Annotated in this window: 11 protein-coding genes and 1 pseudogene; 7 read left to right on the top strand and 5 right to left on the bottom strand. The window is 69.0% G+C overall.

Annotated elements, in window-relative coordinates; all coding sequences use genetic code 11:
• Positions 1-211: 211 nt before the first annotated feature.
• From ACZ6QQ_RS04920 to ACZ6QQ_RS04895, 6 genes and pseudogenes are all read left to right on the top strand, one after another.
• Positions 212-346, top strand: a pseudogene (locus tag ACZ6QQ_RS04920) (DUF2243 domain-containing protein); the annotation flags it as partial.
• Positions 334-618, top strand: coding sequence for an aldo/keto reductase (locus ACZ6QQ_RS04915; RefSeq protein ID WP_465874405.1), 285 nt, complete (start codon positions 334-336; stop codon positions 616-618). The pseudogene ACZ6QQ_RS04920 and the gene ACZ6QQ_RS04915, both read left to right, overlap by 13 nt.
• Complete coding sequence (locus ACZ6QQ_RS04910) at positions 615-1,028, top strand: DUF6069 family protein (RefSeq protein ID WP_465874403.1); 414 nt, start codon at positions 615-617, stop codon at positions 1,026-1,028. Before ACZ6QQ_RS04915 ends, ACZ6QQ_RS04910 begins: the two co-directional genes overlap by 4 nt.
• Positions 1,029-1,068: 40 nt before the next feature.
• On the top strand, positions 1,069-1,422 hold the full coding sequence (locus ACZ6QQ_RS04905; RefSeq protein ID WP_465874401.1) for a YciI family protein: 354 nt from the start codon (positions 1,069-1,071) through the stop codon (positions 1,420-1,422).
• A 20-nt stretch (positions 1,423-1,442) separates the two neighbouring features.
• A complete protein-coding gene (locus ACZ6QQ_RS04900) occupies positions 1,443-2,642 on the top strand; it encodes an RNA polymerase sigma factor (protein ID WP_465874400.1) in 1,200 nt (399 codons plus the stop codon).
• Positions 2,639-3,217 (top strand): dihydrofolate reductase family protein, encoded by a 579-nt coding sequence (locus ACZ6QQ_RS04895; RefSeq protein ID WP_465874398.1) that lies wholly within the window; start codon positions 2,639-2,641, stop codon positions 3,215-3,217. The genes ACZ6QQ_RS04900 and ACZ6QQ_RS04895 overlap by 4 nt, the downstream gene beginning before the upstream one ends.
• Before the next feature lie 152 nt (positions 3,218-3,369).
• Here the strand turns inward: ACZ6QQ_RS04895 and ACZ6QQ_RS04890 are convergent, their stop codons facing one another.
• The 4 genes from ACZ6QQ_RS04890 to ACZ6QQ_RS04875 form a co-directional block, all read right to left on the bottom strand.
• On the bottom strand, positions 3,370-3,732 hold the full coding sequence (locus ACZ6QQ_RS04890; RefSeq protein ID WP_465874397.1) for a PGPGW domain-containing protein: 363 nt from the start codon (positions 3,730-3,732) through the stop codon (positions 3,370-3,372).
• A gap of 182 nt (positions 3,733-3,914) precedes the next feature.
• Positions 3,915-7,394 (bottom strand): rhamnogalacturonan lyase family protein, encoded by a 3,480-nt coding sequence (locus ACZ6QQ_RS04885; RefSeq protein ID WP_465874395.1) that lies wholly within the window; start codon positions 7,392-7,394, stop codon positions 3,915-3,917.
• A gap of 179 nt (positions 7,395-7,573) precedes the next feature.
• Positions 7,574-9,373: an ABC transporter ATP-binding protein gene (locus tag ACZ6QQ_RS04880; protein ID WP_465874393.1), complete on the bottom strand. Its 1,800-nt coding sequence runs from the start codon at positions 9,371-9,373 to the stop codon at positions 7,574-7,576.
• Complete coding sequence (locus ACZ6QQ_RS04875; protein WP_465874391.1) at positions 9,370-11,283, bottom strand: ABC transporter ATP-binding protein; 1,914 nt, start codon at positions 11,281-11,283, stop codon at positions 9,370-9,372. Before ACZ6QQ_RS04875 ends, ACZ6QQ_RS04880 begins: the two co-directional genes overlap by 4 nt.
• A gap of 417 nt (positions 11,284-11,700) precedes the next feature.
• On the opposite strand from ACZ6QQ_RS04875, the gene ACZ6QQ_RS04870 reads away from it, so the two are divergent.
• Complete coding sequence (locus ACZ6QQ_RS04870; protein ID WP_465874389.1) at positions 11,701-12,732, top strand: hypothetical protein; 1,032 nt, start codon at positions 11,701-11,703, stop codon at positions 12,730-12,732.
• 9 nt (positions 12,733-12,741) lie between these two features.
• On the opposite strand, the gene ACZ6QQ_RS04865 is transcribed toward ACZ6QQ_RS04870, so the two are convergent.
• On the bottom strand, positions 12,742-13,359 hold the full coding sequence (locus ACZ6QQ_RS04865) for a phosphopantetheine-binding protein (protein ID WP_465874388.1): 618 nt from the start codon (positions 13,357-13,359) through the stop codon (positions 12,742-12,744).
• Positions 13,360-13,375: the final 16 nt, after the last annotated feature.

Raw genomic sequence — 13,375 nt, 5'->3', positions numbered from 1 at the left:
CCACTCCGCTCGAAGACCGGAACCGGGCGACATCCGACTGCTCCGGTCTTTCAGGGCCAAAATCCCCACACCTGGCAGCCGCTAAACCGGGTCTGTCGTCCGATCCGAGTGCGGAGCAGACCGATCGGGGCCGAGCCCGACGATTGCGTGGGCTCGTCGACGTTGGGCATGTTGCACCCGTTCAACCGGTCTTGGTCGATATTGTTCGCGAATGCGGCAATCCCCGCCTGCCCGGTTGACCGGACCGTCCGCCGTGATCCGGCTACCCGGACTGCTCCTCGGGCTCGGGCTCGGCGGGTTCGTGGACGGCATCCTGCTGCACCAGGTCCTCCAGTGGCACCGCATGCCCAGCAGCACCGGATCGGCCAACATCGGAACCTGCACACGGTCGAGGTCGTCCGCCAGATCGCGGCCGAGCACGACGCGACACCCGGTCAGGTTTCGCTGGCGTGGCTACTGGCCAAAGCCCCGGACGTCGTACCGATCCCCGGAACCCGCCGGAGTCGAATTTCTTCGAAAAAATCTGGGCGGGCCTGTCGATTGCGGTGGGTCTCTCTCGTAGCTCTGGTGAGGGCCCGGCACCGAGCCGGGCCGAACACCCACCGGAGGACACGATGACCACCACTGCGCACACGACCGGCGCCACCACGTCGACCATCGGCGCGCTGATCCGGACCGGTGTCATCGCCGCGGTTGCCGCGAGCGCCGCCACCATGGCCGTCGCCGCCGCCGGCCACGCGGCGGGGATCAGCCTCGACATCGCCGGCGCCCCGATTCCGGTCGCGGGGTTCGGCATGCTGACCGCCGTCTTCTCGCTGATCGGCGTGGTGATCGCCGCGATGCTGTCCCGGTTCGCCCGGCGACCGCGGCGCACGTTCGTCCGCACGACGGTGGTGCTGACCATTCTGTCGCTGGTGCCGGACGTGATCGCCGACGCCGGGGCGGCCACCAGGTTGCTGCTGATACTCACCCACCTGGTCGCGGCCGCGATCGTGATCCCCGCCGTCGCGCGCCGCCTGGCCGTCTAACCTGTCGCCAGCCCACCGTCGCACTACCGAAAGGACCGTCATGAGGCAGTATCTGCTTTCCGTACATTTCGTCGAGGACGCCCCGGAGCCGTCCGAGGCGGAAATGCAAACCATGTTCAGGGAGACCGCTCGGATCAACGACGAGTTGCAGGCGGCGGGCGCCTGGGTCTTCGCCGGAGGACTCCTGTCGCCGGACAGTGCCACCGTCGTCCGGACCGAGAACGGCACCACCACCATGAGCGATGGCCCGTTCGCCGAGACGAAGGAGCACATCGCCGGATTCTGGATCATCAAGTGCGCGGACCTGGACCAGGCGCTGGCCTGGGCCGAGAAGTGCTCGGCGGCCTGCGGCCCGGTCGAGGTGCGCCCCTTCGACGACCTGTCCCAAGCCTGAACGGGGGCCGGTCACCCGACATGGACCTGGTGAGCATCTACCGTGCCGAGTACGGCCGCTGCGTCGCCACCCTGGCCCGCCTCCTCGGTGACATCAACCTCGCGGAGGAGGCGGTCCAGGACGCCTTCACCACGGCACTGCAGAAGTGGCAGACCCCGCCGCCGAACCCGGGCGCCTGGATCGTGACCACCGCACGCAACCGGGCGGTCGACCGGCTCCGTCGAGAGTCGACCCGCGAGGCCCGGCACGCCCAGGCCCTGCTGCTGCACCAGCAGGACGAGCCCCAGGAGGTGGGACCGGTGCGGGACGACCAGCTGCGACTCATCTTCACCTGCTGCCATCCGGCGCTCGCCCCGGAGGCCCGGACCGCCCTCACGCTCCGCCTGCTCTGCGGGCTTGAGGTACCGGAGATCGCCCGGGCCTACCTGGTCCAGGAGGCGACCGTCGCCCAGCGGATCGTGCGTGCCAAGAAGAAGATTCGCGACGCCGGCATCCCCTACCGGGTACCCGCCGAACACGAGCTGCCGGACCGGCTGCCGCCCGTACTCACCGTGCTCTACCTGATGTTCAACGAAGGCTACGCGTCCACCGCCGGGCCGCTGATCAGGACGGATCTGTGCGCCGAGGCGATCCGGCTCGCCCGCGAACTCGCCGCGTTGATGCCCGACGAACCCGAGGTCATCGGCCTGCTCGCCCTGCTGCTGCTGACCGAGGCGCGTCGCCCGGCCCGGCTCGACCCGACCGGCAAACTGGTACTGCTGGCCGACCAGGACCGGTCGTTGTGGAACCGGACGCTCATCGCCGAGGGCCACGATCTGGTCCGCCGTTGCCTCCGGCGCAACCGGCCCGGCCCGTACCAGATCCAGGCCGCGATCAGCGCGGTGCACACCGACGGCGCCGCCACCGACTGGCCACAGGTCCTGGCCCTCTACGACCAGCTCCTCGCGTTCGCGCCGACCCCGATCATCGCGCTCAACCGTGCGGTCGCCGTCGCCGAGGTGCACGGGCCGGCGGTGGCCCTCGCCGCGTTGGAGGACATCGACCTCCCCGGCTACCACCGACTGCCCGCCACCCGCGCCGAACTGTTGGCCCGGCTCGGCCGCGACACGGCGGCCCGAGCCGCCTACGACGAGGCCATCGCACTGTCCACCAACGAGACCGAACGCGCCTTCCTGCAGACCCGTCGTACCGAACTCACACGCACAAGGAGAGCACGATGACCGCCACCTACACCTTCGACGTCTTCTCCAGCCTCGACGGCTTCGCCACCCACAGCGGCAACTGGGGCGGCTACTGGGGCAAGCAGGGCCCCGAGTTGCTCGAACACCGCCTCGCCCGGTACAGCGAGGAGCAGCGCATGGTCTTCGGGGCCGACACGTACCGGGTGTTCGCGCGCATGCTGGCCGCGAGCACCGAGGAGTCCGAGGTTCGTGACGCCTGGGTCACCCGGATGAGGAACCTTCCGGCGACGGTGGTGTCGAGCACCCTGGAGGGACCCCTCGACTGGCCGGACGCGACCGTCGTGAGCGGTGACGCCGCCGACGTCGTCGCCCGGCTGAAGAAGGAGTCCGAAGTGCCCTTGCGGTCGCACGGCAGCCTGTCGTTGAACCGGGCGCTGATGGCCGCCGGTCTGGTCGATTTCGTCCAGGTGACGCTCTTCCCGCTGATCAGCGGTCAGACCGGCACGGAGCCGATCTTCCAGGGGGCGGCCGACTTCGACCTGGAGCTGATCGAGAGCCGGACACTCGACGGTCGTACCCAGGAACTCGTCTACCGACCCACCCTGCACGTCTGAATCCGTCGGCCCGGCCCGGCCCGGCCCAGCCGGGCTTCGGCGACCCGGCGACCCCGGCCGGCCGGGGTCACAACCGCAAGGGTGGGGAACAGACGAGGCGGCTCCCGGTCGTGGTCGACGAGCCGGGCATCAGCCGGACGCTCGGACGGGGCCTAGAAGAACACCTGCCAGACGACAACGCCGATCACGACCAGCATGACAAGCGGCAGGGCAATCTTGACGGCGCGCGGTTGCCTCTCGACTCGGTGCCGAAGCAACAGGGCACGCCACTCGGTCCAGGCCCGCGCACGAACCGCCCAGTCGAACTCCAGGGCAAGCAGCCCGAAGCCCGCCAGCAGCAGCGGCAGACCGAACTCCGGCGCCCACACCAGCAGAAGACCCGCGAGGGAGAGAAGCATGCCGCCGGCACCGACGATCACCCGTACGAATACCGGGCGACGCCGGTGACGCTCGCGTCGGGCCGCTGTCCGTGCCAGTGTCGCCTGCCTGGCGGACTCCTTCTCCGACGAGCTCAAGACACTTCCCCCCGCGTGACTGGTCCGGGATTCGTGGCCGAGCCTAGTTACGGTGCTTGTCGGTGTCCCCCGGATTCGCCCAGAGCAGACAGGTTCCCAGTCGCAACCGCTGTGCCTGGTGGCCGTCGCTGTGACAGGCAAGGGTCGGCCCTGGCGGGCCGACCCTCCCCCGGTGTCAGTTGTCAGTACGTGCCGAGGTCCTGCCATGGACCATTGGGATCGCCCGGCTGCTGGCTCCGGGACCACCACCTGGCCTTCCAGGTGTGGCCGTTGTACGCGACCGTCTCGCCGCCGGTGTAGACCCAGGACGCGGTCCAGGCCCGAACGCCGGCCCCGGCCGCGGGGACGAGGGCCCCCTGCTCGGTCCACGGGCCGGTCGTCGTGCTGCCCGGCTTCTCGTTCTGCGTCCACCACTGGGCGATGTAGATCGCCCCGTTGTGGGACACCTGGTCACCGTTGTCGTACGCCTTCGTCGGGTCCCAGGCCGGGACCGCCGGCTGCGGCTGGACCAGCGTGAAGGTCACGGTCGTGACGTTGCCCGCCACGTCGTACACCTTCAGCTCGTTTGCCCCGAGCACCGCGCCGAACACACCGGGCTGCACCCCGTTGAGATCGGAGTAGGCGTTGTCGGCCAGGTTCTTCTCGACCCCGTTGAGGGTGAGTTTGTCGACCCTGCCGGCGTCGTAGAGCCTGAAGGAGACGTTGCTGTAGACCCCGTCCCTACCCTTCGACTCCGGCTTCACCGCGACCGTCGGACCGGTCCTGTCCGGCCCGGCCGGAACGGAGATGTCGGTCCTCATCCGGGGCAGCGCAGCCTCGTCGCCCAGGTAGAAGCTGGCAAATCCGAACTGGTCGTAGCCGGTGTTCTTGTTCGCCACGCCGTTGCGGTACATCGGGTCGTGCATCAGCGTACGGATGCCGTACTCGGTCGGCGACAGGGTCGTGACGATGGCCAGGCGGTTGTCGCTACCCCGGAGCACGAGTTCCTCGCGCCAGTCGCCCAACAGGTCGGCCTTGAGCGTGGGGGTGCTCTTGTTGCCGGTCGACGTGAGGCCGGTCGCGAGGTACGGAGAGGTCGCGAAGGTCGAATCGTTGACCGTGCTGATGGTCGCGTTGCTGGCGGCCATGGCGGTCAGCCCGCCACCGAACCAGATGGCGTACTGGCCGCTGCTCAGGTTGCTGCTGCCGTTCAGGAGCTCGCCGGTGACCATGCTCCGGGCACCGTTCTGCGAGAATCCCTGCGCACCGGGCCAACGGTTGGAGAAGTTGCCGGCCACGGCACCCTCGGCGTCGGTTCCGGCGTAGACGCCGAAGACCATCGAGTTCTCCTGGACGATCTCGCCCCGGTCGTCGCGCCGCTTACCCTTCAACGGGTCGTGGGCCTCCGGGCCGGGCATCCAGCCGAGTTGGTGACCGGTACGGATGTCGTCCAACAGGTTTTCCTCGCTGCCGGACCACATGCGGATGTCGTTGTCCTTGTCGACCGGAAGCAGCGCGCTGCGGTCGCCGTGGCGCAGCGGGGCCCACACGTTGCGCGGGTTGTTCCGGACGGCGTCGGTGGCGAACTCGAAGCTGTTGGCAACCGGAGGAACGCTGTTCTGCCCCTCGATCGTGGGCATGGTGTCGCCGTTGATCACCTCGGGCAGGATCTTGGTGCCGTCGGCGTTCAGGTCGAGCACCATGGCCTTCATCACGATCTCGTCCCGACCGTCGCCGTCGAGGTCGCCGGACTGGGTCTGATGGTTGCCACGGTTCTGGTAGTCGTAGGCGCTGCCGCCCAGCGACCAGTACTGCGGGTCGGCGGAGTCGAAGCTGGCCTGGAGTTTGACCTTGCCGTCGACGATGGTGAAGGCGGCCATCGTCGTCCTCGCGTAGTAGCCGCGCTGCGAGACCGCGTAGTTGTGCTTGCCGTCCAGAGCTGCCACGACACCGACGTAACGGTTGGCGCGGTTACCCTGCGCGTCACCCCACACGGCCGCTTTCCAGGGGTGCTCCAGCCAGTAGGCCTCCGAGGGGGCCATCATCTGCGACTTGTAGTCCGCCGGGCCGCTGCCCGCACCCGGACCGGGGAAGGCCAGGTACGAGAAGTTGCCGCGCTGGGTGGCGGGCGTCATGGCCCAGTTGTCGCCGTCGACACTGCCCGCGTAGCGGAACGGGTACGCGGCGCTGTCCATGAGCACGCCCTTGCCGGCGTTGGCGTCCCACTCGAAGGCGGAGAAGAACTCCTGGTCGTCCTTTGCCGGGCCGATCGGGCCGACGTGGTAGGTCTTGATCCACCGTTTGAGAGCCGGATCGTTGGGTCCGTCGTTGCCGCCTCCGGCCACCGGGACGCGGTAGCTGATGGCGAAGCTGTTCAGCAGCGACCAGTAGGTGTCGAGCGCAGCGGTGTTGCCGGTGGCGAAGTAGTCCTTGAACTTGTCCGTCGTGGCGCTGAGGCCGTCCGCCCCGCCCACGACGCCCGAATCCGGATACACGACGGACTGCGACGCCTCGTCCCAGTTGCCGACCCGGGTGCCCAGGGCGGTCTTGAGCATCAGCTCGGACTTGCCGTCGCCGTCGAAGTCCTCGGCGAACAGGGTGGTCTCGTGGTCGTTGCCCGCCCGCACGTTGTAGCCCATGTCGACGCGGAACAGCATGGTGCCGTCCAGCTTGTACACGTCGATGTACTCGGGGGCGGTGGTGGTGTTACTGCCGCCGAAAATCGGCTCGGAGTACATCGGGTCCTGCTGGGTGCTGCGCCACTTGACGACGATTTCGTAATCGCCGTCGCCGTCAAAGTCACCCACCGTGATGTCATGGGTGGAGTAGGCGCTGCTCTGCGACGTGTGGATCGCGCCGGTGCTGGTCTTCGCGTACGGGAGTGACGTGCCGGAGTCCAGGTTCTCCACGTACTTGACGAACTCGGCTTCCAGTTCCCGGTACAGCACTTCGGTGATCTTGCCATTGACGAGCGAGTTCGTCAGCGGCCGAGCCGTGGTGTAGGTGGCGACGCCGAGAGCGTTGGGGGTCATGTTGTGCTCGTTGAGCGCGGCGACCCAACCGTCGAGCTGCTCCTGGGTCACGGTCTTCTGTTCGTCGTAGGCCACCCGGAAGCCTCGGAGCAGATCCATGTCGACGACGTACCAGTTCTGGTTTCCGGTGCCCGGAATGACCATGTTGGCCGCGTTCATGTTGGTGCCCGGACCGAACCGCTGGTCACGGTAGGTGAAGTGGGCGAGCGGCACGGGAGCCGGCGCGGGCTTGAGCGGGATGTAGCTCACCGCACCCCGGTTGGCCTGTCCCGCCTGGCCGGGCAGGGCTGACAGCATGGGCACGCTCATGCCCTGCCGCTCGCCCTCGACCCCGGCGATGACCGGAGCGACCTGGTAGACGGCGGTGAGATCGCCGTCCGGGTCGGTGTAGTTCGACGGGGTGACGTTCTCTTTCACCACGCCGGGGTTCGTGTCGTAGTCGCTCTCGGGCTGAACGTCCCTGGGAGCGATCGTGGCGATCTTCGCAAAGTCCGTGTCGCCGTTTTTGCGGTAGACGTTCCAGGAGATGCCGTCGGGCTCGTTGCCCAGGAAGCGCCAGCTCAGGAAAATTCCGTCCGAGGTCTGGGCGGCGACCAGGCCGCGGGTCAGATACTCCAGCTGACGGGGGCTGGGCGCGGGGACGGCGCTCACAGCCGGAGAGCTGAAGCCGAACAGGGACAGGCTCACAGCCAACGCCAGGGGCAAGGGTACGAGTTTACGCAGTGGTGGTTTTCGCACTTTCGTTCTCCATCTCGCATCGCCCGTCGTTGGGCAAGCGCTTTCCCGCATCCTGTCCCTTCCCGCTCCGTCGCGCAAGATCCAACGTTCGGTCAGTTCCGCTGGGCGTCGGCATAGGCCGACTCCTGCAACCGGTAGAGCTCGGCGTAGAGGGCGCCGTTGGCCATCAACTCGGCATGGCCGCCGACTTCGACGATCCGGCCTTCCTCGACGACGAGGATGAGGTCCGCGGTACGGACGGTGGAGAACCGGTGCGTGACGAGCAGCGTGATGGCACCGGTCCGGGCGCCGACCCGTCGGGCGTTCTCGGCGTACCGGTCGAAAAGGTGGTGCTCGGCTTCGGCGTCCAGGGCCGCCGTGGGCTCGTCGAGCACGAGCAGGAACGGTGCCTCGCGCATCATCGCCCGGCCCAGCGCGAGCTTCTGCCACTGGCCGCCGGACAGGTTCGTCCCGTCGGTGTGGCTCTTCCCGAGGTGCGTCGACAGCCCGTCGTCCATCCGGGCCACCACGTCGCCGGCGTGGGCCCGGTCGAGAGCGTCGAGGACCGCCTGCTCGTCGTCGATCCGCGGGAGGTCCCCGACGCCCACGGTCTCCCGGGCCAGCAGCTCGTACCGGACGAAGTCCTGGAAGCCGGCCGAGATCCGCTCGCGCCAGGCGTGAAGCGACAGCCGCCGGATATCGACCCCGTCGACCAGGATGGCCCCATCGGTCGTGTCGTAGAAGCGGCACAGCAGCTTGACCAGCGTGGACTTGCCTGCCCCGTTCTCGCCCACGATGGCGACGGTGGAGCCGGCGGGTAGGAGGACGTTCGCGTCCCGCAGCACGGGTGAGGTGGTGCCCGGGTAGACGAACCGCACGTCGCGCAGCTCGATGCCGTCCCGGATCCGGTCGGGCATCTCCCGGTCCGCCACCAGCGGCTTCTGCTCCGCGATCAGGGCGCGCAGCCAGCGCAGCCGCGAGAAACCCTTCACAATCTGCTGCATGTTGCGCAGTTCCTGCAACGTCTGGTTGACCTGCTGGTTCACCTGCGCCGCGAGCGTGATGACCAGGACGACCTCACCGACGGCACCCCGGCCGGTCACCGTCTGCCGCACCACGAAGAGCACCCCGAGCAGGTACGCGACGGCGAAGAACACCTGCCCGGTCGCGTTGACGGCGATGGCCCGTCGCTCGGCCGTGATGAGGGTGCGGCCCACCTCGGTCGCGAGTTCGCGATTGCGCCGCCGGAACTCGTCCTGCAGCCGGAACACGCGTAGTTCCTTGGCCGATTCCGCACTGGTCGCGAGCCGGAAGAGATGCCAGCTCTTCCGGTTCAGCGTCGCCATCCTCTCCTTGGCGCGTTCGGTGATCGCCGTCGCGCGCTGCCCGCAGAGCACCGGTGGCACGGCGGCCAGCGGGAGCAGCAGCAGCCAGGGATTCACGAAGGCGAGCACCACGCTGGTCGACACGAGCGAGACGGCGAGCGTGGCCACGGTCATGAGCGCGCCGACACCACTGATGAGGCTGTTCAGCTCGCGTTGCAGGATGTCCATCTTGTCGGCGTAGTCGGACCGCTCGTGATGGTCGAGCCGGGCCGAGCCGTTCGCCAGAGTGATCAGCTCCGCTTCGAGCGTGATGACGGCCAGGTCGGCGATCTCGACGTACGACGTGTACGCGAAGTGGCGCAGCATCAGCACGCCGACCACGCCCGCCCCGGTCAGCGCACCCGCGATCGTCGCCCCGCGGACGTCGCGCCCGAGGGCGGAGTTCGTTGCGGCGGACAGCGCCAGGGCGACCAGCGGCCAGGCCAGCCCGGAGGCGATGCTGAGCACGCTCGCGGCGATGAATTTGCGGCGGTTCTGCTGCCAGCCGACCCGCAGCATGGCTACACAACTGGCGAGTGCGTCCTTCACCGGTCGCCGTCCCCGCCACCCGTTGCCCGGTCCGCGTGCTCCCGGTCGGTGAACTCCGCGTCCTCGTCGTCGCGATCGCGGTCGGGCCCGGCCGCGAACTGGAGTGCCTGCAACGTGAAGAGATCGGCGTATCTGCCCCCGGCCGCGAGCAGCGAGCCGTGCGTGCCATCCTCGACGACCCGGCCGTGTTCGAGCACGACGATCCGGTCCGCGTGCCGCACGCTGGAGAAACGATGCGAGATCAGCAACGTCGTCACGCCCCGGGTCAGCTCGACGAACCGATCGAAGAACGCCGCCTCCGCCCGTACGTCCAGGGCGGCCGTGGGCTCGTCCATCACGAGCAGCCGCGCACCGGCATCGAGGGCGTAGAGCGCTCGGGCGATCGCGACCCGCTGCCACTGCCCGCCCGACAGCTCCGCCCCGTCGTCGTACTGACGGGCGAGCAGCGTGTCGAAGCCGTGCCGCAGCCCGTCGAGCGTTTCGGCGACGCCGGCCCGGCTGGCGGCGCGGCGTACGACCTCGGCGTCCACCGGCTGCTCGACGGCGCCGAAGGCGATGTTGTCCGTCGCCGACAGCTCGTACCGGTTGAAGTCCTGGAAGATGACGGCCAACTGCCGCCGCCACGAGTCGACCGCGAAGTCGCGGAGGTCGTCTCCGTCGACCAGGATCTTTCCGACCGTCGGCTCGTAGAGCCGGGCCAGCATCTTGACCAGCGTCGTCTTGCCCGCCCCGTTGAGACCGACGATCGCGGTGCACTCACCGGCGCGCAGGGTGAGGTTGAGCCCGTCCAGCACCGGCCGGCCACTTCCGGCGTAGGTGAACGAGACGTCGGCGAAGCGGATGTCCCGTTCGGGAAGCCCCCGCGCGTCACCGGTGGCGTCGCTGGACACGTCCCTCGCGGCGTACGACGCGACCTGCCGGTCGAACGACTCCATCGCCTCGCCCGCGGCCATGCCGAACTGCGACTGGTTGTCCGCCTCGGCGTAGTAGTCGCCGAGCAGGATCGCGGCGATCGTCGCCTGCAGCGCGAGCGCGAGCCCGGTCAGGGAGAGCTGTCCCTGGGCAGCCGAGCGCACCACCAGCGCGAGCACGGTGCCGGCCGCGGCCAGGCCGAGCACCGTGAACCACCGGAAGCGGCCGACCAGCATGCGCCGGCGTTCCACCCACAGCGGCTCCAGCCCGGCCAATGCCGCCTCGCGGTAGCGACGGACGACCCACTCGGTCAGGCCGAAGACACGAAGCTCCTTCGCGGCCGGTCCGAGCACGCCCAGATTGCGGAAGTAGTCCCGGCGGCGGTGCAGTGGGCTGACTCTGGGCCATACCCGCATGTAGATGCGCAGACCGCTGCGGTGGCCGTAGCGGAAGCAGAAGGCGCACACCGCCGTCGCCAACGCGGCCCACCAGCCCGCCACGACCCACAGCAGGACGAGAAAGCCGGCCAGCGACGTGTAGCGGGTCAGGTAGGCCAGCGTTCCCTTTGCCGCGTCACCCGGACTCATCCACGCGGTCTCCAGTTGCTCCGCGGCCCGTTGCAGGTCACCCAGCACCCTCTGGTCCTCCAGCGGCGCGATGCCCATGCTGCTCAACGAGGTGTCGACCAGACGGGCCCGAAAGACGGCGTTGACCCGGTGCCGCATCACGTCGCCGAGCGACAGCGCGACCGGGACCAGCAACTGCTGGAGGAAGAACGTCCCCGCCGCGACCAGGAAGGCGGCCACCAGGCTGTCCCACGCCGCCGATCCGGTTCCGTCCCGCGACGCGTCGGGGGCCCGTCCCACGACGACGCTCGTCGCGATGACGAAGGCCACCGGCAACAGACCGAGCAGGATGTTCAGCAGGGTCAGCGCCACCAGCACCCCGCGCCCGCCGAGGTGCAGATGTCGGATGACGAAGAGTCGGGGCGTGGTCACTTCTGCCAGATAAGCTGCCAAGCGCATTGGCATGTGGCCATGCTATCGACCACTCCGCGCCCCATGGGGCCGCCGGATTCGAAGATCGTGAATGTCTATGTTGTTCGGGCCCGTCGCTCCACAGCGGACAATGCCCGTCCGCATGCGCCGGGGCCGCGAGCAGTGCTTTCCTGAGACATAATATCGGCTGATCCGGCCCGGTCGTTTCGCGGCGTTTCCGCGCGGCTCCGAAAAGGTTGGCGGCGACACCGCATTCTTCGCGCCGGGCGGCGATTCCGTCACCGCCACCCCGCTGCTGTCGTCTACCGAGAAAGGTACGGCGTGGACCACGACCCACCGACGATCCACGCTGCCACCCACCCGCCCGGCTCGCGATCACCCTCGCACGGCCGGTCACCAGGAAGGGCTGACCAAGCCGTGCGTTCCCTGCCGATCCGCGTCCAGCGACTGGTCAATTCGAAGGCGTACGCCGCGCTACCGCTCTGCGCGGTGCTGGGTGCGGGCCTGCACTCGTGGTTCTCCCACCGGTTCGTGCAGCTCTGCTCCTACCGGCTCACCTCACGACCCGACGAGCACGTCCTCGACTACCCCGACTCCTTCGCCTACACCACGTTCCTGGACGCCTCGACCGTATCGCGGGAGGCGGCCGGATCCCTCGGGCCCCTCGTCGACTTCCTGCGCGCCCGGTTCGACGAGGGCCGCTGTTCGATCGTCATGCTGGACAGCAGGCGCCTCACCGGCGCGGGCCCCCGCATCCGTGAGTTCCTGTTGTCCGGGTTCGCCGGCAACGGCGACCTGCTCGCCACCGGGTTCGACGGCGACGCCAGATTCGCCGCGATGACGTTTCGGGCCGACGAGCTGAACGACGCCTTCACCAGCGGGCTGGAGGCGATGCGCGGCGAGGGCCAGCTCCACCTGATCCGGTCGGTCATCCAGACCCTGCGCCCGCCCGACACCGACGAACCCCTGTCCCTCGATCGGATCTACGCTGAAATGTGCCGGTACCTGGCCTGCACCCCGCCGGCGGGCTTCACCGTCACCGACGGCTGGTGGTGGTACGACCGAGCCGTCGACATCGCCGCGACCGCACCGGTCCGCTTCGGCATCTCGACCCACGACGGGGTACGCGAGCATCTGGAGCTGGCGGCGGACGGGACCGTACCGGTCGACTACCCGATGCTGCACCTGTACCACGAGCACAAGCGGCTGCTGATGCACCGGCAGAGCCTCCTCGCCTTCGGCCGACACCTCGACCATCCGGAGCGGGCGATCGCCGGATACGGCCGGTTCGTCGAGGAGGTGAACCGGTTCCGGCTGGGCCTGCTCATGGGCGTCACCGAGGGGCGGCGGCCGACCCGCGACGAGCTCGCCCGGTTCGGTGGCTTCGAGGAGCGCGAGGGGGACCTGCTGGAGCAGTTCCTGACGCTCGTCGAACGCGCCGCGGTGTGATCGAGAAGATCAGGCCGGCCGGTCCTGCGGGGTACCGAGGGTCGCCAGCACCTCGGCGGCCTGCCGGGGCGTGTCCATGACCAGGATCTCCGTCACGTCGATGTCCTGGAACTGACCGCGAAGCCGGAATGCGATCTCGATCGCCGCGGCGGAGTCGCCGCCGATGTCGTGGAAGTTGTCGTCGAGCCCGACCTGCGCGCGCCCCAGGACCTGCTCCCAGGCACCCAGCACGATCCGCTGCAACGGCGTCGGGGTGGGCTCCGGACCGACGACATCCGGTTGCGCGGCGGGGCGCTCTTCGGCGGCGGTAGCCCGCTCGGCCGTGGCCGGCGGGGACTGCGCGCCACCGGCGAGTACGCCGAGTGCGGCCAGGTCGGGCAGGCCGTCCGCCCCCCGTGGCAGCTCGGCCCGGACCAGGACGGCCTCCGGTCGCGGCAGGGTGGGCGGGGCGGTCCGCAGTGCCGCCGAGACCGCACGCGCCACCCGATCGGGATTCGTGCTCTGGCCGGCCACGACGAACAGCACCAGCCGGGCCGCTACCGGGCCGTCAACGGTCACACTGGCGGCGTCGCGAACGCCGGGAACCAGACGCGCGATGTCCTCGATGGACGAGGGCGGTGAGTCCATGTGGCACCGGATTCGG

The organism is Micromonospora sp. NPDC049529 (assembly GCF_055586685.1).
This window is presented reverse-complemented; position numbering and strand designations above follow the sequence as displayed.

Bases quoted from the DNA above. Each gene is read 5' to 3' on its own strand.
- ACZ6QQ_RS04865 (WP_465874388.1), bottom strand. From the start codon at position 13,359: ATGGACTCACCGCCCTCGTCCATCGAGGACATCGCGCGTCTGGTTCCC.
- ACZ6QQ_RS04905 (WP_465874401.1), top strand. From the start codon at position 1,069: ATGAGGCAGTATCTGCTTTCCGTACATTTCGTCGAGGACGCCCCGGAG.
- ACZ6QQ_RS04895 (WP_465874398.1), top strand. From the start codon at position 2,639: ATGACCGCCACCTACACCTTCGACGTCTTCTCCAGCCTCGACGGCTTC.
- ACZ6QQ_RS04910 (WP_465874403.1), top strand. From the start codon at position 615: ATGACCACCACTGCGCACACGACCGGCGCCACCACGTCGACCATCGGC.
- ACZ6QQ_RS04900 (WP_465874400.1), top strand. From the start codon at position 1,443: ATGGACCTGGTGAGCATCTACCGTGCCGAGTACGGCCGCTGCGTCGCC.